This is a genomic window from Shewanella sp. ANA-3 (assembly GCF_000203935.1).
Lineage (GTDB): Bacteria > Pseudomonadota > Gammaproteobacteria > Enterobacterales > Shewanellaceae > Shewanella.
Window position 1 is genome coordinate 115,019 of record NC_008577.1, and the last position, 20,838, is coordinate 135,856.

21 protein-coding genes and 1 tRNA gene are annotated in these 20,838 nt (G+C 50.6%); 12 read left to right on the forward strand and 10 right to left on the reverse strand.

Going from position 1 to position 20,838, the window contains the following annotated elements; translation table 11 throughout:
• The first annotated feature begins 568 nt into the window (after positions 1 to 568).
• Genes fdnG through selA form a run of 5 tightly spaced genes read left to right on the forward strand, consistent with a single transcriptional unit; the run spans position 569 to position 7,525 of the window.
• A complete protein-coding gene (fdnG, locus tag SHEWANA3_RS00550; RefSeq protein ID WP_157705907.1) occupies positions 569 to 3,583 on the forward strand; it encodes a formate dehydrogenase-N subunit alpha in 3,015 nt (1,004 codons plus the stop codon).
• A gap of 2 nt (positions 3,584 to 3,585) precedes the next feature.
• Positions 3,586 to 4,500 carry a formate dehydrogenase subunit beta gene (gene fdxH / locus SHEWANA3_RS00555; protein ID WP_011624734.1) on the forward strand — a complete coding sequence of 305 codons (915 nt, stop codon included), beginning with the start codon at positions 3,586 to 3,588 and terminating at the stop codon, positions 4,498 to 4,500.
• Positions 4,497 to 5,138, forward strand: a complete 642-nt coding sequence (locus SHEWANA3_RS00560) for a formate dehydrogenase subunit gamma (protein ID WP_011624735.1) — start codon at positions 4,497 to 4,499, stop codon at positions 5,136 to 5,138. Before fdxH ends, SHEWANA3_RS00560 begins: the two co-directional genes overlap by 4 nt.
• On the forward strand, positions 5,138 to 6,046 hold the full coding sequence (gene fdhE, locus SHEWANA3_RS00565) for a formate dehydrogenase accessory protein FdhE (protein WP_011620939.1): 909 nt from the start codon (positions 5,138 to 5,140) through the stop codon (positions 6,044 to 6,046). Before SHEWANA3_RS00560 ends, fdhE begins: the two co-directional genes overlap by 1 nt.
• A gap of 57 nt (positions 6,047 to 6,103) precedes the next feature.
• Entirely contained in the window at positions 6,104 to 7,525 is a 1,422-nt protein-coding gene (selA, locus tag SHEWANA3_RS00570; RefSeq protein WP_041412473.1) for an L-seryl-tRNA(Sec) selenium transferase, read from the forward strand.
• A gap of 152 nt (positions 7,526 to 7,677) precedes the next feature.
• On the opposite strand, the gene SHEWANA3_RS23855 is transcribed toward selA, so the two are convergent.
• The 4 genes from SHEWANA3_RS23855 to SHEWANA3_RS23540 form a co-directional block, all read right to left on the reverse strand.
• The gene (locus SHEWANA3_RS23855; RefSeq protein WP_279587683.1) at positions 7,678 to 7,806 is read right to left on the reverse strand and encodes a hypothetical protein; all 129 of its coding nucleotides are present in this window, start codon (positions 7,804 to 7,806) and stop codon (positions 7,678 to 7,680) included.
• A 93-nt stretch (positions 7,807 to 7,899) separates the two neighbouring features.
• Positions 7,900 to 8,172: a hypothetical protein gene (locus tag SHEWANA3_RS23705; RefSeq protein ID WP_244096589.1), complete on the reverse strand. Its 273-nt coding sequence runs from the start codon at positions 8,170 to 8,172 to the stop codon at positions 7,900 to 7,902.
• A 660-nt stretch (positions 8,173 to 8,832) separates the two neighbouring features.
• A complete protein-coding gene (locus tag SHEWANA3_RS23710; protein WP_232015336.1) occupies positions 8,833 to 9,042 on the reverse strand; it encodes a hypothetical protein in 210 nt (69 codons plus the stop codon).
• 372 nt (positions 9,043 to 9,414) lie between these two features.
• Positions 9,415 to 9,509: transfer RNA gene (locus SHEWANA3_RS23540), tRNA-Sec, on the reverse strand.
• Between the two features lie 141 nt (positions 9,510 to 9,650).
• Here SHEWANA3_RS23540 and fdhD point away from each other — a divergent pair.
• From fdhD to yedF, 3 genes are all read left to right on the forward strand, one after another.
• Entirely contained in the window at positions 9,651 to 10,487 is an 837-nt protein-coding gene (gene fdhD / locus SHEWANA3_RS00580) for a formate dehydrogenase accessory sulfurtransferase FdhD (RefSeq protein ID WP_011715382.1), read from the forward strand.
• Between the two features lie 124 nt (positions 10,488 to 10,611).
• A complete protein-coding gene (yedE, locus tag SHEWANA3_RS00585) occupies positions 10,612 to 11,826 on the forward strand; it encodes a selenium metabolism membrane protein YedE/FdhT (RefSeq protein WP_011715383.1) in 1,215 nt (404 codons plus the stop codon).
• On the forward strand, positions 11,826 to 12,059 hold the full coding sequence (yedF, locus tag SHEWANA3_RS00590) for a sulfurtransferase-like selenium metabolism protein YedF (RefSeq protein WP_011070517.1): 234 nt from the start codon (positions 11,826 to 11,828) through the stop codon (positions 12,057 to 12,059). The genes yedE and yedF overlap by 1 nt, the downstream gene beginning before the upstream one ends.
• A gap of 65 nt (positions 12,060 to 12,124) precedes the next feature.
• Here yedF and SHEWANA3_RS00595 read toward each other — a convergent pair whose 3' ends face one another.
• Both SHEWANA3_RS00595 and SHEWANA3_RS00600 read right to left on the reverse strand, forming a co-directional pair.
• A complete protein-coding gene (locus SHEWANA3_RS00595; RefSeq protein ID WP_011715384.1) occupies positions 12,125 to 13,468 on the reverse strand; it encodes a M48 family metallopeptidase in 1,344 nt (447 codons plus the stop codon).
• A gap of 117 nt (positions 13,469 to 13,585) precedes the next feature.
• Positions 13,586 to 14,200, reverse strand: a complete 615-nt coding sequence (locus tag SHEWANA3_RS00600; RefSeq protein ID WP_011715385.1) for a hypothetical protein — start codon at positions 14,198 to 14,200, stop codon at positions 13,586 to 13,588.
• Between the two features lie 385 nt (positions 14,201 to 14,585).
• On the opposite strand from SHEWANA3_RS00600, the gene SHEWANA3_RS00605 reads away from it, so the two are divergent.
• Positions 14,586 to 15,206 (forward strand): MliC family protein, encoded by a 621-nt coding sequence (locus SHEWANA3_RS00605; protein WP_011715386.1) that lies wholly within the window; start codon positions 14,586 to 14,588, stop codon positions 15,204 to 15,206.
• Positions 15,207 to 15,208: 2 nt separating this feature from the next.
• Here SHEWANA3_RS00605 and SHEWANA3_RS00610 read toward each other — a convergent pair whose 3' ends face one another.
• Both SHEWANA3_RS00610 and SHEWANA3_RS00615 read right to left on the reverse strand, forming a co-directional pair.
• The gene (locus SHEWANA3_RS00610) at positions 15,209 to 16,198 is read right to left on the reverse strand and encodes a DUF481 domain-containing protein (RefSeq protein ID WP_011715387.1); all 990 of its coding nucleotides are present in this window, start codon (positions 16,196 to 16,198) and stop codon (positions 15,209 to 15,211) included.
• A 124-nt stretch (positions 16,199 to 16,322) separates the two neighbouring features.
• Positions 16,323 to 16,964: a DUF3157 family protein gene (locus SHEWANA3_RS00615; protein ID WP_011715388.1), complete on the reverse strand. Its 642-nt coding sequence runs from the start codon at positions 16,962 to 16,964 to the stop codon at positions 16,323 to 16,325.
• A gap of 197 nt (positions 16,965 to 17,161) precedes the next feature.
• On the opposite strand from SHEWANA3_RS00615, the gene SHEWANA3_RS00620 reads away from it, so the two are divergent.
• Both SHEWANA3_RS00620 and SHEWANA3_RS00625 read left to right on the forward strand, forming a co-directional pair.
• Positions 17,162 to 17,545, forward strand: a complete 384-nt coding sequence (locus SHEWANA3_RS00620) for a DUF1090 domain-containing protein (protein WP_011715389.1) — start codon at positions 17,162 to 17,164, stop codon at positions 17,543 to 17,545.
• 233 nt (positions 17,546 to 17,778) lie between these two features.
• Positions 17,779 to 19,047, forward strand: a complete 1,269-nt coding sequence (locus SHEWANA3_RS00625) for a mechanosensitive ion channel domain-containing protein (RefSeq protein ID WP_011715390.1) — start codon at positions 17,779 to 17,781, stop codon at positions 19,045 to 19,047.
• Between the two features lies 1 nt (position 19,048).
• Here the strand turns inward: SHEWANA3_RS00625 and SHEWANA3_RS00630 are convergent, their stop codons facing one another.
• Positions 19,049 to 19,672: a LysE family translocator gene (locus SHEWANA3_RS00630; protein WP_011715391.1), complete on the reverse strand. Its 624-nt coding sequence runs from the start codon at positions 19,670 to 19,672 to the stop codon at positions 19,049 to 19,051.
• A 25-nt stretch (positions 19,673 to 19,697) separates the two neighbouring features.
• Positions 19,698 to 20,258, reverse strand: a complete 561-nt coding sequence (locus SHEWANA3_RS00635; RefSeq protein ID WP_011715392.1) for a lysophospholipid acyltransferase family protein — start codon at positions 20,256 to 20,258, stop codon at positions 19,698 to 19,700.
• Between the two features lie 129 nt (positions 20,259 to 20,387).
• On the opposite strand from SHEWANA3_RS00635, the gene SHEWANA3_RS00640 reads away from it, so the two are divergent.
• Positions 20,388 to 20,837 (forward strand): nuclear transport factor 2 family protein, encoded by a 450-nt coding sequence (locus tag SHEWANA3_RS00640; protein ID WP_011715393.1) that lies wholly within the window; start codon positions 20,388 to 20,390, stop codon positions 20,835 to 20,837.
• The last annotated feature ends 1 nt before the right edge of the window (position 20,838 follow it).

Sequence of the window (20,838 nt, forward strand, 5' to 3'; positions counted from 1 at the left end):
AGTGCTGAAGCAAGCGATCAATAAAGTGAAAGGCATAGCGATTTGCTATGCCTTTTGTCTATCTTATGCGGCGATTTCGCTGTTTTTGCACTTTGTACTTTAGGTGTGTTTAACACCGCAGGATGAGTGCTTTTTTATCCAATCTTTACATTGTCAGCTTTGATGGCTGTCTATCCATCCAAAACCAGTAAATTTGAGGTGTTTTTAATCATCTCTTATTTCGTTTCGGCTTTAAATACACATTCTATATAACCTTAATATACCATTGTGAGACAAAATGCCTATTGAGTGGTGGACAAAATGTCTTTTGGTAGCTTTTGGGTTTATATATTTTTTTGTGTAATTTTTACGAAGTTAAGTGCTGAAAATGTCAATTTAAAATTTATTCAGCAGTAGTTTATTCTGTAGGTGGTGAATTGAGATCTCGATCTCATGTCATTATTTGTTATCTATTTTCACTTTAAGGATAATCTTAGATTAAGTGGGGGCTTTGTTGACTCACTCAAACGATTGCAGCGTTACCACTGCAATTACCAAACTCATAACGACAAAAGTGTGAGAGAACGCTATGAACAGACGCCAGTTTTTTAAACTGTGTGCGGCCGGAGCGGCAACCTCAGCGATTTCAGCGCTGGGATTGATGTCCGAAAAGGCCTATGCAGCAGTGCGAGAGTTTAAGCTGATCGGAGCCAAAGAAACCCGTAACAACTGTCCGTATTGCTCGGTCGGTTGTGGCCTGCTGATGTACAGCCAAGGCAGTGGGGGCAAAAACTCTGAGCATGCTATTTTCCATATCGAGGGTGATGCCGATCATCCAGTAAACCGAGGTGCATTGTGCTCTAAGGGTGCAGGCCTTGTGGACTATGTTAACAGTCCACACCGTTTACAGTATCCAGAATATCGCGCTCCCGGCAGCAACAAGTGGGAACGGATCAGCTGGCATGATGCCTTTAAACGTATTGCTCGTTTAATGAAAGATGACCGTGATGCGAACCTGATTGAGAAAAACGCCGATGGCGTAACGGTTAACCGTTGGTTAACTACAGGGATGATGACCTCATCCGGTATGGCCAATGAAAGTGGCTTAGCGACACAAAAATTTGCGCGCGCTTTAGGCCTAGTGGCTATCGATACTATTGCACGTAACTGACACTCCCCAACGGTAGCAAGTCTTGCTCCAACATTTGGGCGCGGTGCCATGACCAACCACTGGATCGATATTAAAAATTCTAACGTAGTGATTATTATGGGCGGTAATGCCGCAGAAGCTCACCCTGTCGGATTCGGCTGGGTTACAGAAGCTATGCAGCATAACAATGCTAAGTTGATTGTGGTTGACCCACGTTTCAACCGCAGTGCGTCATTGGCAGATCACTATGCCCCAATCCGCTCAGGAACTGACATAGCATTCCTTCTGGGTGTGATTCGCTATTTGATTTCGACCAATCAAGTTAACTTCGATTATGTGAAAGCCTATACCAACGCCAGTTATCTGGTGCGGGATGATTTTGACTTCCATGACGGTCTATTCTCTGGCTTTGATGAAGCAAAAGGCGAGTACAACAAAGAATCCTGGTTCTACCAACTCGACGAAGACGGCTATGCCAAAGTGGATGAAACACTTGAGCACCCGCGTTGTGTGTGGAACTTACTCAAACAACACGTAGAACGTTATGATTTTGCAACGGTAAGTAATATCACTGGTACGCCAACAGCGGACTACCAAGTGGTATGTGACGCCATTGCGAGCACTCATACTAAAGATCGTGTGGCAACCTTTATGTATGCATTGGGCTGGACCCACCATAGTAAAGGTGCGCAGAACATCCGTTCTATGGCGATGATCCAGTTATTACTGGGCAACATTGGTCAGTTAGGCGGTGGTGTTAACGCATTGCGTGGTCACGCCAACGTTCAAGGTTCAACCGACATGGGGCTACTGGCTCAAAGTTTACCCGGTTACCTTAAACTGCCAAACGATAAAGAACCAACCTTAGCGGCTCACTTGGCGGCGAATACGCCTAAGCCATTGCGCCCAGGCCAAACCAACTACTGGCAAAACTATCCGAAGTTTTATGTGTCCCTGCTTAAAGCCTTCTGGGGTGAAAACGCGACGCCTGAAAACGAGTTCGGTTATCAGTGGTTACCTAAGTGGGATCAGATGTATGACTTCGGTAAGCATCTGGACATGATGTACCGTGGCAAAGTGAACGGTTGCATCGTGCAAGGGGTTAACGCCATTAACTCTATGCCTAACCGTAACAAGAACATCAAGGCGCTGAGTAACCTTAAGTACTTAGTCGTGCTTGATAACTTGTCATCGGAAACCGCCACCTTCTGGCAAAACGAACCCGGTTTTAACGAGGTCGATACCGCCAGCATTCAAACCGAAGTCTTCCGCCTACCTGCGACCGTGTTCGCAGAGGAAGAAGGTTCGATCGTTAACTCTGGCCGCTGGATGCAATGGCACTATAAAGGCGCTAATCCTCCAGGCGAAGCAATGTCGGACTCAGAGATTGTCTCTGGTCTGCTGCAGGAGCTAAAACACCTCTATCGCGAAGAGGGCGGCAAACTGCCTGAGCCCATTGAAGCGATTAACTGGAACTATATCGATCCGCACAACCCAAGCTCTATCGAACTGACGAAAGAGTTGAATGGTTACGATGTTGCGACTAAGCGTCAGATCAGCAGCTTTGCTGAACTGAAGGCCGATGGCAGTACCGCGAGTGCCTGTTGGATTTACGCGGGTTCTTGGACCGAAGCCGGTAACCAAATGGCTCGCCGCGATAACCATGACCCATCGGGTAAAGGTATTACGCCGGGCTGGGCCTTCGCATGGCCGCTTAACCGCCGCGTCCTCTACAACCGTGCCTCTTGTGATGTGAACGGTAAACCTTGGGATGAGCACCGTAAGATTGTCGAGTGGAAAGACGGCAAGTGGGAAGGGATAGACGTGCCCGACTTCAATGCCAAGTTGAATCCACAGGAAAGTGCGCATCCTTTCATTATGCAGGCTGACGGCGTGGGTCGTTTCTTCGCGCTCAAACTGCTGAAAGAAGGGCCGTTCCCAGAGCATTACGAGCCGGTCGAATCGCCCATCGGCACCAACCCTCTGCATCCGAATGTGGTGCACAGCCCTGTGCTGCGTTGGTTCGAAGGGGTGAAAGACACCATAGGTACTAAAGAGGAATACCCCTACGCCTGTACCACTTACTCACTCACAGAACACTTTAACTTCTGGACGACACATTGCCGTTTAGCGGCGATTGCCATGCCAGAGACCTTTGTGGAAATGAATGAGCAATTGGCGGCAGAAAAAGGCATTAAGAATGGCGATTGGGTGAAAGTGAGCTCGAAACGTGGCCACATTCTCACTAAAGCCTTAGTGACTAAGCGTATGCGCCCATTGCAGGTCAATGGTCAAACGGTACACACACTCGGTATTCCACGTCACGGTAGCCATAACGCGCTAACACGTAAGGCCTATAGCTGTAACGTCCTTACCACTGAGATGGGTGATGCCAACACGGGAGTGCCTGAGTACAAAGCGTTCCTCGTGAATGTTGAAAAGGCGGAGGTCTGATAATGGCGACTCAAGATATCATTCAACGTTCCGGCACTTCGCAAGCGACTCCGCCTGCACAGGCGAGAGTCGGTGGCGTGAAGCAAATTGCGAAGCTGTTTGACGCGACTAAGTGTAATGGTTGTAAAGCCTGTCAGGTCGCTTGTTCTGAATGGAATGACCTGCGTGAAGAAGTGGGTTCGTTCCAAGGGACTTATCAAAACCCAGCATCTCTGTCGCCAGAGTGCTGGACCTTGATGAAGTACAACGAGATCGAAGACCAAGGCAAATTACGTTGGCAGTTTACCCACAGTGCTTGTATGCACTGTGCGGATCCCGCCTGCTTAAAGGCCTGTTCTACCTCTGGCGCGATTGTTCAACATGCCAACGGCACTGTGGATTTCGATTCGGACAAATGTATTGGCTGTGGTTATTGTGCCAGTGCCTGTCCATTCGATATCCCGAAGATCAGCGCCGTCGACAACAAAGCCTACAAGTGCACTATGTGCTCTGACCGCTTGGCTGTTGGGCTGGAGCCTTCCTGCGTGAAGTCCTGTACCACGGGTGCGCTGCGTTTTGGCACGCGCGAAGACATGCTGTTCTACTCAGAAAAGCGTGTTAACGAGCTAAAAGAACGCGGTTTTGCTAAGGCGGGACTCTACAACCCTGAGGGCGTAGGTGGCACAGGCATGCTGATGATATTGCACGATGTCACTCAGCCTGAAACCTACGAAATGCCAAAGGATCCGCAAATCCCATTGTCTGTCACCCTGTGGCAGGACTGGGTGAAACCACTAGGTACTGTCGGACTGCTTGCAACGGCGGCAGTGGCCTGCCTGCATAAGATCACCGTCGGTCGCAACATAGTGGAAGAGGATCAACCCGGCTATCAGCCGCCAGAGGACAAGGCGCAAGCGGAAGAGGAGGCCAAGAAATGAGCAAGCATAACAAGCAAGAAATGGTAGTGCGTCACAAACTGTTCGACCGCATCTGTCATTGGTTCATTGTGGCCGTGGGGCTAGTCACCTTTCTGACGGGCTTTTCCTTCTTCTATCCCTCCTTCCAATGGTTGGGCGCGATAGCGGGCACACCGCAATTGGCGAAGTTTATTCACCCAATTGCCGGCCTGATGATGTGTTTACCGCTGATGTTGATGTTGGTGCGTTATTACCACCACAACAAATGGGAAAAACACGATCTGGCTTGGATGCTCGCCATCAAGGACGTGATGTTCGAGAACGAGGAAAAAATCCCGCCTATCGGCCATTACAACCCTGGTCAAAAAGTGCTGTTCCGTGCCTTTGTACTGACTTCCATCACCTTAACCGTGACGGGATTCATCATGTGGCAACCCTACTTTGCACCTTACTTCTCGGCCACTGTGGTGGGCTGGGCAATCGTGCTGCACGCCATTTGTGCCTTGATCATGCTGATGTTTGTGATGGTGCACTTTTGGATGGCGACCTGGGTGGAAGGTTCTATCACAGGCATGCTTTACGGCAAGGTCTCTAAGGCTTGGTGCCGTAAACATCATCCGCTGATGTTGGATGAACATTCGGACGTGGAGAAACATTAATGAGTCATACAGCCGAGATACCTATGGTCCCCGGCAGCGAATCGCCGCTGGAGCTTAAACCCTTAAAGGCGGTGGACCCTAAAACTGTGTATCACAGACGGGCGCAGCGTTTGTTGTCGTTGGCCAAGGACTCGCCGCTGGCCGACTACTTTGAGCTATGCCGCCGTGTGGTTGCGATTCAGGCCAGATTGGCGGCGGAGGCTGACTTCGGTCAGCTTCTCGCTTGGGGGAAAGATGAAGCGATTCCGCTTTCCCACTTGGGTTCAGAGGCAGATAGCTACTGGCAAGGACTGCTACAACAACTGTTAAGCGATCTGCTGCCGCAGGTGGATGAGGATATGGCGCGAGTGCTGCGTTTGTTGATGCAGCAATCTCCAGAGCAACTCACCTCCTGGGGCAGTGCACTGCGTCAGGGACATATGAGCGAAGTCCCCGCACGCTTCAGTTTGTTTATCTGGGCGGCGATGGGGGTCTACTGGTCCCATTGGGCACCTATGGTGATTAAACGGATCGATCAACGCAAAGTCGTGCAGCAGAACCTATGCCCGATTTGCGGCTGTCATCCTGTGGCGAGCGTAATCGTCGACCAGCCGCGAGCGGGTCTGCGTTATCTGCATTGCAGTTTGTGCGAGAGCGAATGGCATTACATTCGCGCCCACTGCACTAGCTGCGGTCAGGATAAAGGGACGACGCTCTGGTCATTCGATGATGCTAAGGCGCAGGTGCGCATCGAGAGCTGCGATGAATGCCATGGTTACACCAAGATGCTGTTCGTCGAAAAGTCACCGCTGATGGATGTGGCGGCCGACGACTTAGCGACCCTGATGCTCGACAGTGAGCTAAATGCCAAGGGCTTTGGGGCGACCACTGTCAATCCATTGCTACTGGCCCACGAAACTGAGCAATAACCAAAGTCGGGAAGGGCTCACCGAGTCCTTCCCCTTATATTTATCAAGATGATACAAATGATGACCCAAGTACCCGATACACCCCAAGCCCTGTACCGCGCGCTGCCGTCGATGGACAGTCTGCTCGCCGATGCAATATTGGCGCCCCTGCTGCAAAGCTATGGTAAAGCGGCGGTAAAGGCGGCGCTGGATAGCCAGTTACGCACGGCGCGTGAGCTGATAGCTCAGGAGCGACGTTTACCCGCTTGGTGTGCTAACCCGTCATTATTGAACGGATATTTGGTTGATCAATTGTCTAAGGACTATAGCCATAGTCTTAAGCCCGTGTGGAACCTCACGGGAACTATCCTGCATACCAATCTTGGTCGCGCCCAGCAGTCTGAGGCGGCCATTCGGGCGGTGACCTCTGTGATGCGTTATCCCACGCCGCTGGAATTTGAGTTGGCAGCGGGTGAACGCGGCCATCGGGATAATGCCATTAGTGGGTTAATCCAGCGCTTAACAGGAGCTGAGGCCTGCTGCGTGGTGAATAACAACGCCGCTGCTGTGTTGCTGATGTTGTCGGCGGTGGCGGCGGGTAAAGAAGTGATTGTCTCCCGCGGCGAGCTGGTGGAAATCGGCGGCGCCTTTCGTATTCCTGACATTATGCGCCAAGCGGGCTGTATCTTAGTGGAAGTTGGCAGCACTAATCGTACTCACCTTAAGGACTATGAGCAGGCGATCACCGAAAATACCGCCGCCATCATGAAGGTGCACACCAGCAACTACCATATCAGTGGCTTTACCGCTTCGGTGGATGAGGCCAGATTAGGCCAACTCTGCCGCGAGCGTGGGGTCGCGCTGATTTCGGATCTTGGCAGTGGTTCACTCACCGACTTACGCCGTTTTGGCCTGAAACAAGAGCCGACTCCCCAAGCCATGCTGGCGGATGGGGTCGATCTGGTTAGCTTCTCCGGCGATAAACTCCTTGGCGGCCCGCAATCGGGTTTGATTGTCGGCAAACAGGCGCTGATCAACAAACTTCAAAGTCATCCGCTCAAGCGTGCATTGCGCTGCGACAAGCTGATTCTCGCGGCGCTCGAGGCGACGCTGATCCACTATTTGAACCCCGAAACCTTGGATCGGGAACTGCCGATTATGGCTAAATTTGCCCGCAGCCAAGCTGAGTTACGTCAAATCGGTGAGCGTCTGCAGCGCGCCTTAGAGCCGCTGTTTGCACCGAGTTATGGCATCGAGCTAGTGGAGTGCCAAACCCAAGTCGGTAGCGGCTCGCAGCCCGATACCTTTTTGCCCTCAATCGCCCTGTGCTTTAACGCGCAAGAGGGCGGCAGTTTAACGTTGCTCGAGCAGCATTTTAAGCAGGCGCAGCGCCCTGTGATTGGCCGTATGACCCAAGATCAACTTCGCCTCGATCTGCGCGGTATCGATGATGAGGCCGAGTTGTTAGCCGAACTCAGCACCTTAGGTGTGCAGCTATGATTATGGTCACCGCGGGCCATGTCGACCACGGCAAGAGCACGTTGATCCGTGCCTTAACGGGGATGAACACCGACAGGCTCCCCGAAGAAAAACGCCGTGGCATGACCATCGATCTCGGTTACGCCTTTATGCCACTGCGGGATGGCACTCGCTTAGCCTTTATTGATGTGCCCGGCCATGAAAAATTTATCAATAATATGCTGGTAGGCGTGAGCCACGTGCGCCACGCGCTGCTGGTGTTGGCCTGTGACGATGGCGTGATGCCACAAACCCGCGAGCATCTGCAAATCCTCGCGCTTTTACCGCTAAACAGTTTGACCTTAGTGCTGACCAAGCGGGATTTGGTCGATGACCAAACCGCCGCCAAGTTGACCCTAGAGGGAATGGCGCTGCTTGCTGAATACGGTATCGAGGCCAGTGGCGTATTTGAGGTTTGCGCTAATGATGCAGGCGATGCGGGGGTAGATACCCTTAAGCAACATATTTTGGATATTGCCGAGTTGCAATCGACCCAAGCGGAAGATGCCAGCAGCTTTAGGATGACGCTCGATCGCGCCTTTAGCGTTAAAGGCGCCGGCTGTGTGGTCACGGGCACTGTGATTAGCGGCAGTGTGTGTATCGGCGATAGCCTCTACAGCTCTGGGCAAAAAGCGAAATTACGGGTGCGCGGTATTCATTGCCAAGGGATGGAAGTCCACAGAGCCTTGAGTGGCACTCGGGTCGCCTTAAATCTTACTGGCGTTGATAACCACAGGGCGCCCGCCCGCGGTGACTGGTTAAGCAGCCTGCCTCAGGCGGAGCTGTGCGCCAGACCTGTAGTGCAAATTCGCAGTTTCGAACCCTTAACCCATTGGCAAAATGTGCATTGTCACCACGGCGCCGACCATACCCTAGGGCGAGTATCGCTTCTGGATGAAGCCGATGAGCAGGGGCGTTATCTGGCCGAAATTGTGCTCGATAAGCCATTGCTGCTATGTCAGGACGACCCGATAGTGCTCAGGCATATTGGTGGCAAGCAAACGCTGGGCGCTGGGCGGGTGCTGGCATTAAAAGTTCCCAATCGTAAGAAGCGTACGCCGGAGCGTGTCAGTAAGTTGCAACAGCTGGCTCAGCTCTCCAATCCGGTGAATGTGCTGGCGCTACTCGGTCAGACTGAGGCGCTCAGTATTGATGAAATCCGTTGGCGTTGGCAGCTAACCGATGAAGGGCTGGCTGCCATGCTGGCGCAGGCGGGGCTGACTCGCCTCGGAGCCTATGGGCTATCGACCCAGTTACTTGAGCAAGAAAAACAGCAGTTTATCGATCTGTTACGTGAATACCACCAACAGCACCCCGACCAATTGGGGCTGGGGCGTAATCGCCTGCAACGCATGAGCCACAACGTATTGCCTAGCGAGCTTGCCAATAAGGTGCTCGATAGTCTCTGCCAAGAAGGGCAGATGGTACTGCGCGGCGCCTTGCTGCAGCTGGCGGATCACAGGATTGTCCTCGATAGCGAGGCGCAGCAATGCTGGCAACGCTTGGCCCCTTGGTTGGCGCAGCAAACCTCGCCCGTGTGGGTGACTGAGATGGGGGAATATCTCGAACTCGAGCCCGCCAAACTCAGATTGCTATGTTTTCAACTGGTGCAACAGGGCTTTATTACCGCCGTAGTGAAGGATAGATATCTGCTGAGCGAGCAGTTGTGTCATTACGCCAATCTGGTGCGAGCGCATGTGGAAACCCACGGCAAGCTCGAAACCGCAGAGTTTAAGGATCTGATTGGCCTAGGCCGCAAGGTCAGTATTCAGCTGTTGGAGTTTTTTGACCGCAGTGGTTTTACCCGTAGGAAGTATCGCAGTAACAGTCGGGAGATTCGGGATGGGGAACTGTTTTATTCCCATGAGAATTGGCGGAAGAACATAGGAGTCGAACCTACCCAGGACTGCTGGCAGCCCTACCCGGATTTGAAGTCCGGACGCCTCACCGGAGACGACGTTCTTCCAATAGAAGACAAACCGATAGTAGAAAATGCATAAACCTGAATCAAGTGCATTCGTATTTAGTTAGCCACTTTGTGACTTGAGTCGAACTTTATTGGCAAACCAATTGTTTTTATTTGAATTTATGATTTTAGAGGGTCGCTATGGAATATCATTCACACGCCGTGGTTACTGAAAGAAAGGTGACCCTTTTAGAACAGGGGCAGGCTTCCGAGTTAACCGATTATGTGGCTAACGAGGTGCGAGTGGCACTGGTGTATAACGGCATCGCCCACACTGTGATGCTCGCCAGCCCAGAAAATCTCGAAGAGTTCGCGATTGGCTTTACCTTGTCGGAGCGGATTGTTTCCCATGTGAATGAAATCAAAGGTGTGGATCTGGAGTTTACTCCCGAAGGCGTGCTCATTCAGGTAGAGATCACCCAAAGATGCTTTATGGAACTCAAGCAGCAGCGGCGTAATATGGCAGGGCGCACGGGTTGCGGACTCTGTGGTGTTGCGCAGCTAGAAGAGGCGGTTAAACCCGTTATTCGTGTGGACTCGGACGCCAGATTTAATATCGATCATCTGCAGCTCGCCTTAGAGCAGATCAAAGAGAATCAACATCACTTTAAGCTTACGGGGGCGACCCATGCCGCCATGGGCTTAGATGCGGAAGGACAAATCATCGCCGCCTTCGAGGACATAGGTCGGCACATCGCACTGGATAAATTAATCGGTGGATTTTCAATGCGTAAGGCAGAGCGACCTGTCGCCGTGTTGCTCACTAGCCGCGCCAGTTTCGAAATGGTGCAAAAGGCCGCCAGTGCCAATATCCAAATTCTGTTTGCTATGTCCGCCGTGACTTCACTGGCGTTGGAATTAGCAGAGAAAAGCAACATCACGCTTATCGGTTTTTGCCGTAATGGCAGAGCCACGCTCTACACCCATAGCTATCGGTTATCGGGAGTAAATCGTGGTTGTCTAGCGAAAGCCATCTAAAGCGTGTCGCCACACAATTAAGATTCTTTAGCGCCTTATTTTTAAGGGATGGTGCCTTGCTTGTGTGGCAACGGGTATAAGCCTCGTGCTTATTTTTTATAGTCTCGTTCATTAGGGTAATGACATGACATGGCAAGAATTTAAACAACAATATTTAGTCCGTTTTTGGGCACCTATGCCTGCGGTTATCGCCGCCGGTATCCTTTCTACTTACTATTTTGGGTTAACTGGTACTTTTTGGGCTGTTACGGGGGAATTTACGCGCTGGGGCGGGCACTTACTGCAATTGGTTGGTGCAAATCCTGAAACTTGGGGTTATTTCAAGGTGATTGGTTTACAGGGTTCTCCCTTAGACCGTATCGACGGCATGATGATCATCGGCATGTTTGGTGGTTGTATTGCGGCGGCGCTGTGGGCGAATAACGTCAAACTGCGTATGCCACAGAGCCGTATCCGCATCGCTCAGGCGTTAATCGGCGGCATTATTGCTGGCTTTGGGGCGCGCTTGGCGATGGGCTGTAACTTAGCAGCCTTCTTCACTGGGATTCCGCAGTTTTCCTTACATGCGTGGTTTTTTGCCCTGGCGACGGCTGCGGGTTCTTACTTTGGTGCGCGCTTTACGCTACTGCCTATGTTTCGCATTCCGGTGAAATTGAAGAAAGTCGATAAGGCGACCTCGGTTAAACAGGATGAAAACCAAGCGAGACGACGTTTTCGTATCGGCATGTTAGTGTTCGCGGCCATTATCGGCTGGGGATTACTGACAATGTTCAATGCGCCTAAGCTGGGTATCGCTATGCTCTGCGGTGTGGGTTTTGGTCTGTTGATTGAGCGGGCACAAATCTGCTTTACCTCGGCATTTCGTGATATGTGGATCACCGGGCGCACCCATATGGCCAAGGCAATTATTCTCGGTATGGCGGTGAGTGCCATCGGGATTTATAGCTATGTGCAATTAGGTGTGCCGCCCAAAATCATGTGGGCCGGCCCGAATGCGGTGATTGGTGGCCTGCTGTTTGGATTTGGCATTGTACTGGCGGGTGGTTGTGAGACGGGTTGGATGTATCGCGCCGTCGAAGGCCAAGTGCATTTCTGGTGGGTTGGTTTAGGTAACGTACTGGGTTCAACCCTGCTGGCCTATTACTGGGATGATTTAGCCCAGCCATTAGCCACAAGTTGGGACAAGGTTAACTTGCTTTCAAGCTTTGGTGATAAGGGCGGTTTATTGCTGACTTATCTGCTGCTGGCGCTGTCGTTTGCGGCCATGTTGCTGTGGGAAAAACGTTTCTTTGCCCGTAAAGCGAAGCGGGATGAACAATTGATCGCGGAGGCGGCGTAATGAGTCAATATATTCCAGATTATCAACTCGATATGGTGGGCGAGCCGTGCCCTTACCCCGCAGTGGCAACCCTTGAGGCCATGCCGACACTGAAGCCAGGGGAGATATTAGAAGTGATCAGTGACTGTCCGCAGTCAATCAATAATATTCCACTCGATGCCAAGAATCATGGCTATAAAGTGCTAGAGATTGAACAGAACGGGCCAACGATTCGGTATCTGATCCAGCGTTAATTGAGCTATCCGAATAGGGCTATTAAGACAAATAAAAAGCGCTGCATTGGCAGCGCTTTTTGATCTTAGCCTTGGCAATCGGCAGGTAAATATTCGTCGGGAATACCGTTACTGCTGCATACCCAAGTGACATTATCTTGCTCGTCAACTTGGGGTGATAGATACACCTCATAACCTTGATAATCTCCTAAGGCTTCGCCGGCAACAAAACCAACAATCCCCTCGGAATAAAGGTTAAAGGTGGTTAGCTGCTCATCGCTAAAACCTAGCGGCTCTAACTCGGTCGGCCAAGCTTTATGGCTTTGGTAGTACTGAGCCAGCACCCCGGTAATCGGCGCTAATGATTGATGTAACTGGTCTATATGCTCGATAGCCAGTGCAGCATCGGGCACGTTAGCGGGTACAGTGTCCATTTGCGGGGTGCTGGTGGCGTAGTTGGCATCATCATAGTTAATGCTGGCAGCGCCCGCTTTCTCTTGGTATTCCTTATATGCGGGAATCGCGACCGCAGCGGCCACACCGATAATGGCCGCAAGGATGATAATCCCGCCGCCCGCTGTGCCCATACGTGGCATAAACAGGCTAAAGAGGTAGGCGAATACACTACGAGAAGGCGCTGCATACATTTTGCCCTGTGCGGTTGCTTGTACTCTTGCCATACGTTTTGTCAGCCATGGATAACTGCTGTTCAGCTCATGGAAGGACATCCAAAATCCGCTCGACTCTTGGGTTTGGCGAATATATTGATCCACATTCATCCGTTTCCACTGTTCAACCCCAGCGGCTAATACGGCAACCGCATTGGTGGCCGAACGTAGGCTATTGCAGCAACGCAGACCGTGTAGATCGCAGGTGTACTCACAGGCGCGGGCATAGGCTGCGCCGACTAACGGCAGCCAAGTAGCGAACACTAACAGTGGCTCTTTACCAATATGGTTACGGCGAATATGGCCCAGCTCATGGCCGATATAGAAGTTAAGGGCATCTTTATCGGACTCGAGTGCATCCACGATCGATGAGAACAGCACTATGTAGTTACGGCGCAGAAAGCGGGTGGCGAGGGCATTTAGCATGCCATCGGCGGCTAACAGGTAGGCGCGAGGCGGTTCTTTAATCTCTAAACGCTCGCAGCAGGCGAGGTATTGCTTGTGTAAATCGGGGAACTGCTCAGGGCTGATTTCAACCGCCGTGCCCTTTAAGTAGCTGATAAACGCCGAGTGGGTAAAGAGGTAAATGATGAAAAACATCAGCACATAAATCAGGGCGAGACCTTTGGTGGCTAAGATCAGCACGGCCCAAATTAGCCCTGAAATAATCGCTAAAATTGCAAACAGTGACTTTTCTTTCGAATAGACGGTATCGGCCATTTGAATGGGGTTGTCGTTCCCTGTGCTAATCGCTTGTTCCATGTTGATCCTTTTCCTAGTGAAATAACAAAGCGGCGTGAAAATAGTCAATTTCACTAGGAAATTCAATCTCTATAACTGGAATAACCGATAATTTACCTTTAAGTGCTAAAAAATGGCTTAAGGTGTTAGTACTGCGGTGCCATTTTTTATCGCGTTTTGCGCCAGCTCATAAACCTGCTTCTCGGCCACATCGGCTAATGCTTGGTGCTCTTCGCCGAGTTGTTCCATCTCTTTGCCCATCACTTCCATCGACGCGCCTAGGCTTTCAATTTGCGCGTTAACCTCAGTATCTTTTTCACTTGAGGCGAGATTGATTAAGAGTTTGCTGGTTTCGGCGCTGATGGCATCGCCCTTAACCTGCATTTGTTCACCCAGACGCTGCATCTTCTCGCCTTGGATCTGCATCGGGCGCACCGCCTCTTTCACTTGATTTACAAGGGCTGGATCGGTAATCACATAGCTATTCCCTGCGGTTTTGACCCACAGATAGTCGGTTTGATAAGCATTGCCTTGGCGTTTGAGTTTATTCCAATCTTGGCTCTCACCCGCGCCTATCGTGAGCTCACCATCTTGGCGTACATAAATCCACGAAAAGTTAGGATAGTTACGGCTATTGATCGAGATGTTGGTGTCGCTAGATGACAGAGTGCTTACCTGTTGGGCTGCCCAAATCCCACAGGGGATAAGTGCGAGGATCAATAAACCGCCGAATACTTTAGTGTGAGTGTTCATAATGCTTCCTTGTATAGGGATAAGTGTGGTGACCCACTGACTAGGCAGAATATGTGCCAACTAAATATTCTTTATTTATCAGCATGATAAAAATTGTGTCCGCGTGAAAAGTTTAAAGTGTCCGCATTATGACTATAAATGTGTCCGCGCGATTGTCCGTTCAGTGGACACTCTTGGGATAACGTCTGTGGCTGCACTACACTTACTCGAGTTTGTGCAAAGCCGTTAGCTTGTAGCGCTAATATTGGCTGGTATTTGTGGCTAAGTGCTGATTTTTGCTCGCTCAAAGAGGGGGATTGAGCTTAAGTCAGCTTAGGTTAAGCCAAGGTGGCGTTAGCTATGGGCAACAGATAGCCATAAGCAATAGATAAAGGGAATCACGGGTATGACATTTACCAAGAGAATCAATATGCAAACCGCAGGAGCGGCCGGGCTTTTAGCTGTGGCCTTAAGTGTCCCAGCTATGGCCGCAGAAAAGCCTTCCTTTGACTGTGGCAAGGTTCAGGCAGGCAGTATCGAAGAGCTGGTGTGTCAGGATGCGGGTTTGACTAAGCTCGATCAGCAACTCGCCGAGGTATACGCGCAAGCTGCTGATAAGGCAAAGAATGAGCAACCTCCTATGCTAAAAGCCATGCAGCGGGGCTGGGTCAAAGGCCGTAATGAATGTTGGAAGAGCGAAGATAAACGCGCCTGTGTCGAGTCGAGTTACCAGACGCGGATTGCCGAGCTACAGGCGCAGTATCGTCTCGTGGAAATGACTGGGCCGATATTTTACGTCTGCGACGGTAATCCGGCGAATGAAGTCGTGGTCAGTTACTTTAAGACTGAGCCTGCCACTCTGATAGCCGAGCGTGGCGATCAAACGTCCTTGATGTTTGTTCAGCCCAGTGGCAGCGGCGCTAAGTATCAAGGCCGAAATGAGAGTCTGTGGGAACACCATGGCGAAGCCAAAATTGTCTGGGGATACGAAGCGCCAGAAATGACCTGCGTGGTAAAACCCCAGTAAATTTAGAAGTTAACCCCTAAGCCTAGGCTGTAGGAAATATCCCGCGAATGCTGCACAGCGGATTTAGTCTCATTGATATCGTATTTGAATGAGAGGTAAATCTGTTGTGTCAGCAGGTACTTAAGCCCAAACGTCGAGTCAGAAATATATTCGATGGTAGGAATATCGGGGAAGGCAATTTGCAAATCCGCATAGGTCTCTAACACGCCGTCGAACCAATATTGCTTGTAGTTGACGGTTGCCGCCCAAGCATTTAGCTCATAGGTAAACACTTGATAATCTAGCCAGAAGTGGTTGTAGGTGAGTACAAAGTCGAGTTTGTCGCGGTTGACACCCCAAAAACGATAACCCGGACCCAATGCGGCGTAGTAGCTGCGGATATCGAGGTTGAGCTTATCCTCCTGATAATAATCCTCTTGCCGCAAAAACCAATGGTCACTGATCAAATAGTCGAGGCTGTAATGGGCTTCGAGGGTATTACGCTTAGTGGTTTTGTCTTCGGTCTCGTAGCGGACTTCACTCTTGAGGTTATGACGCCAGTTTAAGGTTTCGGCGGTCACATCGCCCTTAGCATGCAGCTTTTGAGTGTTTTTACTGTTATGGGTGACATCGATGGCGGCCTCTACACTGCCGCTGTAGTGCCAATCCGAGTCACTCAGGAGTTCCGAATAGATTAACTCGCTGATTGGGGTTTGCTGATCGTCTATCAGCACAAAGCTATCTAATTCAGAAGCTTGAACCGTTACCTCTTTGATTGAGCGATTGATGCTCCAGGGCTGTGGCTCACGGGTTTCAAAGCTGCGAACCGCGCTGCGTTCGATAGTGATTTTGGGGGCGTAGCTGGGTTTGATTACCAGATTTTGCTCATCTAGGGCTTTAATCTCACCGGTAATTTTATCGCCATTGGTGAGAAACACCGTATCGGCAATGGCATGGTGACTAACACCACAGAGCCAGAGTGTAAGAGCGAGAGATGAATATCTATTGGGCATCTTGCATCTGGCTCATATGGGGAATGATGGCATGCTGGCAATTGTAGCTTATTCGCCTGATAACAGCCGTTTGAGTTTGTAAGGAATTGAAAGCTAACTCCAATTCCTTACCTCATTCGTCGGACTAGCGCGAGTTAATCTCAGTGATTTTGAGATTAATCAGTTGTTTCTGCCAACGGTTTTTATCGACGCCTTCGACCCAAACCACTGGGCTCTTACGTTGCTCGCCTTTACGTAGGTAGGTTTCTGGCATGCGGAAAATGGCTTCCCAGACTTCCAGTTTTTCGGTTTTGAGCAAGGTGCCATCATCGGCAAAGAAGCTAGCTTCGACTTCAACTAAGGTCACGTGCTCACCGCTAGTACTGGCAAGCTCGAAGGTCAGGCCGAGTTTATCGCCCTTCCATTGGCTCTCGTTGAAGGTGACTTTAATGCCATCTTTGGCGGTAGAGCCTAAGAGCTCGGGGCGCGCAATGGCGTTAGCGGTTAGTGTGGTGACAGGTTGGGCAGCTTCAATGGCGGGTGTGCTGCTGGCTACTGCTGTGGCCGCTGCGGTTGATGTCACCGCGGCAGTTGGGGTAGCAACTGTGGCAACCGCTGGCGCTGCCGCGACTTTGGTTTCCGTGATGATATATTCCCAAGTGAAGTCATCTTTGAGTCTGACCTGAGCGCCATTCTCTAGGGTGATAGTTGCCACATCGGCGGCCATCACAGATGAAGAGAGCAGCAATAATGAGCTGAGCGCGCTGAGGCGAAATGAACTGGGCATGGTTTCTGGCTCCGATATCCGTCTGAGTCAATATTTTGCCCTAACATAAACAATTTATTGCTATTAAGTCACTGCCTAAGTCGCATTTGTACCAAGAAAGTCGATTTTACTTAAGCACAAATACAGCTTGTGGTTATAAGCTATGGCACTATCAAGCCTATCGCAGGATTAAATATTGCCACCTAAAGGAGGAGCCTATGTTTTGTCGATACGGATGCTTGCTAGTCTTGTTGTGCAGTGGCGCGGCATTGGCGCAGGATGAGTCCCCTAAAGGCTGTGCTGCAAAGCTAGCGGCAATTGAGACACAGCTTGTTGAGGCTAAAGCCGCGGGTAATCAAGCAAAAGCAGAGGGGTTAGAGCAGGCGCGCCAAGCCGTGCTAACTCACTGTGACGATGACAAGCTTTACCAAGAGCGCTTAGCCAAGGTTGAAACCTTAGAAGCTAAACTCGTCGAACGTCAAAATGAGCTGACAGATGCGATAGCTGTGGGTAAGTCTATGGATAAAATCAATAAAAAACGCCAAAAGGTGGCAGAGGCTCAAGCTGAACTGGATCAGGCGCAGGCCAAACTTGAGCAATAGCTGCTAGGCCATTAGCTGCTGCGCTATGGATGCTGGACTCAATCTGGCATTTTCAACCGTGATGCGCTTTAAGCTCTTGGCCTCGAATGCTAAAATCGTTTGAAAAATAAATGGTTGTGAAATATTTGTTGCTAGGTTCAATCGTGAGCGCGTCATGCTCTCGCAACCTTATGGTTTTATCTTGGGATGGCTTGATTGGGCAGATAATCCAGCCGTTTCTCTAGGAGTAGATTGTGGATCAAGAAATTCGCCTTGAAATCTCGGGCTGGTTATCGAGTGTCGGGATCGACAGCCAACCGTCCGACAGCATTTCAACGAGCATTATGCTGCTTGCCTGTGTGCTGGTGGCGGCCATTGCCTATTTTATTATGCGCCGAGGGGTGATCCGCGCGGTGAACATGGTGATCCTGCGCTCCAAGGCGACGTGGGACGATGTGTTTATGCGCTATAAAGTGCTCGAAAAGCTGGCGATGTTAGTCCCCGCGATAGTGCTTAACCTGCTAGTGCCCATTACCTTAACCGAGCACCCCGTGCTTAGCAGTTTAGTCGACCGTCTATTGAGTATTTGGTTGGTTATCCTGATGATCCGCGCCATTTACGCTGGGCTCGATGCGGTTAATGAGATTTCCGATGTCAATCTGGTCAGTCGCCGCTTGCCGGTAAAAAGCTTTGTGCAGCTGATTAAACTCTTCCTGTTCTTCGTCGGTCTGATCGTGTCGATTTCCGTACTGGCGGATCAGTCCCCCGTGTACTTCCTCAGCGGTTTAGGTGTGGCAACGGGTTTTGTGATGTTAGTGTTCCGCGACACCATTTTGGGCTTTGTGGCGGGCATTCAGCTCGCCGCCAACCGCATGGTGAGCAAGGGCGACTGGATCCAAATGGACAAGTACGGCGCTGACGGTGCGGTGGAGGAAGTGTCCTTAACCACGGTCAAAGTGCGTAACTGGGATAAGACCATCACCATGATCCCCGCTTATGCCTTAGTGTCGGATGCGTTTCGTAACTGGCGCGGTATGTCTGAATCGGGCGGTCGCCGTATCAAGCGTGCGGTCAATATCGATATCAACAGCATTAAGTTTTTATCTGAGGAAGAGCGAAATCGCCTCAGTAAAATCAATTGCTTGAAAGAGTATTTCCCCGCCAAGATCAGTGAAATTCAAGAGTCGAATGCCAAAGTGTCGGATCTGGACATGAAGGTCAACGGTCGCCATCTGACCAATGTCGGCACCTTCCGCGCCTATTTGCAGGAGTACCTGCAACGCCACGATAAAGTACATAAGGATATGACCCTGATGGTGCGCCAACTGGCCCCCACGACCGAAGGTTTACCGATAGAGATTTATATCTTTACCAATGACACCCGTTGGGCTTTTTATGAGGCGATACAAGCGGATATCTTCGACCATATCTTTGCCGTATTGCCCGAGTTTGGTTTACAGGCCTTCCAAGCGCCGACAGGCAACGATATCCGCAGTCTAAAATCGGTGAAAGTCGAGGGCTAATCTAATCCCGACTGACTAAGATGGCGGCGAGGGTGAGAAATACGCCGCCGCTGGTACGGTCAAACCAATGCAGTTTGTTGCTGGCCTTTAGGCTCGGGGCCAGCACATTCGCCATCGAGGCGTACAGCATCACAAAGCTAAAATCGACCAGCGCCCAGGTGAGGGCAAGAATCGTCAGTTGCGGCATTTGTGGTGCGGTTAAATCGATAAATTGTGGAAATAACGCCGCAAAAAACAGTAAGTCTTTAGGATTGCTGATCCCCACTAAAAACGCCTGCTTATAGAGTTGCTTCGCTGTCCCTTTTCCTTCGGTTTTCGTTACTTCCAGCTTTTGCCCTTGTTGCTTAGTGAGCAATAACTTAATGCCCAAAAACACCAGATAGGCGGCGCCGCACCATTTGAGTAGGCTAAAGCCGTATTCCGAGGCGCTGATTATCGCGCCTAATCCTGCCGCCGAAGCCGCCATCAGCACTAGCGCGGCGCTGACACTGCCAAGCCCTGTGGCTATGCTGCGTTTTTTACCGAAATGAATGCCGTGGGACATAGACAACATGGCGATAGGCCCGGGGGAAATCCCAATCAACACAATCGCAAAAAGGTAGAGTAACCAAGTTTCGGTCTGCATGTTTTGCTCCGTGATTCCTCAGGCGTTAACGTCTGTTGTCTGGCGTATAGTCGGGGATCGTTTTGGGATGACGCCCTTTAATGCTGCGGTAAAAACTGAGGATTTCCGCCATATCTTGCTCGATTTCCCTTGGTTGCAGTGGCGGTTGGATCACCACGGCCTTACGGGCAAAGTCTAAGCCCACTGGCACTATGGGCACCTGCGCCTTGGAGGCGATATGGTAGAAGCCGCATTTCCAGCGAGTCACTGGACTGCGAGTACCTTCGGGGGCGAGCGCGAGTTTATAGTCGGGTTGGGTGGCAAATAACTGCACCGCAGCATCGACTAAGTTATTGTTTTTACGCCTGTCCACTGGGCTGCCACCGATAGCACGGAAGAACCAACCCCAAGGCGGAATAAACAATTGATGCTTACCGAGGAAGTGTATGCGGGTGTTTAAGGCGCCGCGGGCGAGCACGCCGATGATGAAGTCCCAGTTACTGGTGTGTGGCGCAACAATCACAATGTATTTGGCTTGAGAGGGTAACTGCCCTTGGATTTGCCAGCCTGAAATCTTAAGTAGCCAGCGGCATAAATGTGTAAACATAATTTGGTGCTCAGAGTCGAAAAATGAATAATATCATTAGCTTTTTTTAATTATAAATCGGCTTTGACAAGATAGTCTGCGCCAATTTGGTTATAGTACAGTCTAACCTGATAGTTGGGGAGCGATACTATGTTGCGACAGGGATTGATGAAAAAACACATTTTACGGTGCTTCGCGGTACTGATGTTGCTGTTTGTTGGGCAAGTGAGTGCAGTGCCGACGGATGATATTGCCCAAATGCTAAAAGGTCAGGAAGATGCGTGGAACCGCGGCGATCTTGACGCTTACATGCAGGGTTATTGGAAGAGCGAACAGCTTAGATTTGTCTCTAATGGAAAGTTTCGTTACGGCTGGGATGAAACCCTTGCCGCCTACAAGAAAAACTATCCGAATAAAGAGGCGCTGGGTGAACTGAAGTTCACCATCAAAGAAATCAAAATGCTCAGTAACTACGCCGCTATGGTAGTTGGGCGTTGGGATTTAAAGCGGCAAAAGGATGCGCCCACGGGGGTATTTACCCTGCTGGTGGAAAAAATTGATGACCGCTGGGTGATCACTATGGACCACAGTTCGGACTGAA

Coding starts and splice junctions, on each gene's coding strand:
- fdxH (WP_011624734.1), top strand. CDS start 3,586: ATGGCGACTCAAGATATCATTCAACGTTCCGGCACTTCGCAAGCGACT.
- SHEWANA3_RS00560 (WP_011624735.1), top strand. CDS start 4,497: ATGAGCAAGCATAACAAGCAAGAAATGGTAGTGCGTCACAAACTGTTC.
- fdhE (WP_011620939.1), top strand. CDS start 5,138: ATGAGTCATACAGCCGAGATACCTATGGTCCCCGGCAGCGAATCGCCG.
- selA (WP_041412473.1), top strand. CDS start 6,104: ATGATGACCCAAGTACCCGATACACCCCAAGCCCTGTACCGCGCGCTG.
- SHEWANA3_RS23855 (WP_279587683.1), bottom strand. CDS start 7,806: ATGCTCGCGGGTTTGTGGCATCACGCCATCGTCACAGGCCAACACCAG.
- fdhD (WP_011715382.1), top strand. CDS start 9,651: ATGGAATATCATTCACACGCCGTGGTTACTGAAAGAAAGGTGACCCTT.
- yedE (WP_011715383.1), top strand. CDS start 10,612: ATGACATGGCAAGAATTTAAACAACAATATTTAGTCCGTTTTTGGGCA.
- yedF (WP_011070517.1), top strand. CDS start 11,826: ATGAGTCAATATATTCCAGATTATCAACTCGATATGGTGGGCGAGCCG.
- SHEWANA3_RS00595 (WP_011715384.1), bottom strand. CDS start 13,468: ATGGAACAAGCGATTAGCACAGGGAACGACAACCCCATTCAAATGGCC.
- SHEWANA3_RS00600 (WP_011715385.1), bottom strand. CDS start 14,200: ATGAACACTCACACTAAAGTATTCGGCGGTTTATTGATCCTCGCACTT.
- SHEWANA3_RS00605 (WP_011715386.1), top strand. CDS start 14,586: ATGACATTTACCAAGAGAATCAATATGCAAACCGCAGGAGCGGCCGGG.
- SHEWANA3_RS00610 (WP_011715387.1), bottom strand. CDS start 16,198: ATGCCCAATAGATATTCATCTCTCGCTCTTACACTCTGGCTCTGTGGT.
- SHEWANA3_RS00615 (WP_011715388.1), bottom strand. CDS start 16,964: ATGCCCAGTTCATTTCGCCTCAGCGCGCTCAGCTCATTATTGCTGCTC.
- SHEWANA3_RS00620 (WP_011715389.1), top strand. CDS start 17,162: ATGTTTTGTCGATACGGATGCTTGCTAGTCTTGTTGTGCAGTGGCGCG.
- SHEWANA3_RS00630 (WP_011715391.1), bottom strand. CDS start 19,672: ATGCAGACCGAAACTTGGTTACTCTACCTTTTTGCGATTGTGTTGATT.
- SHEWANA3_RS00635 (WP_011715392.1), bottom strand. CDS start 20,258: ATGTTTACACATTTATGCCGCTGGCTACTTAAGATTTCAGGCTGGCAA.
- SHEWANA3_RS00640 (WP_011715393.1), top strand. CDS start 20,388: ATGTTGCGACAGGGATTGATGAAAAAACACATTTTACGGTGCTTCGCG.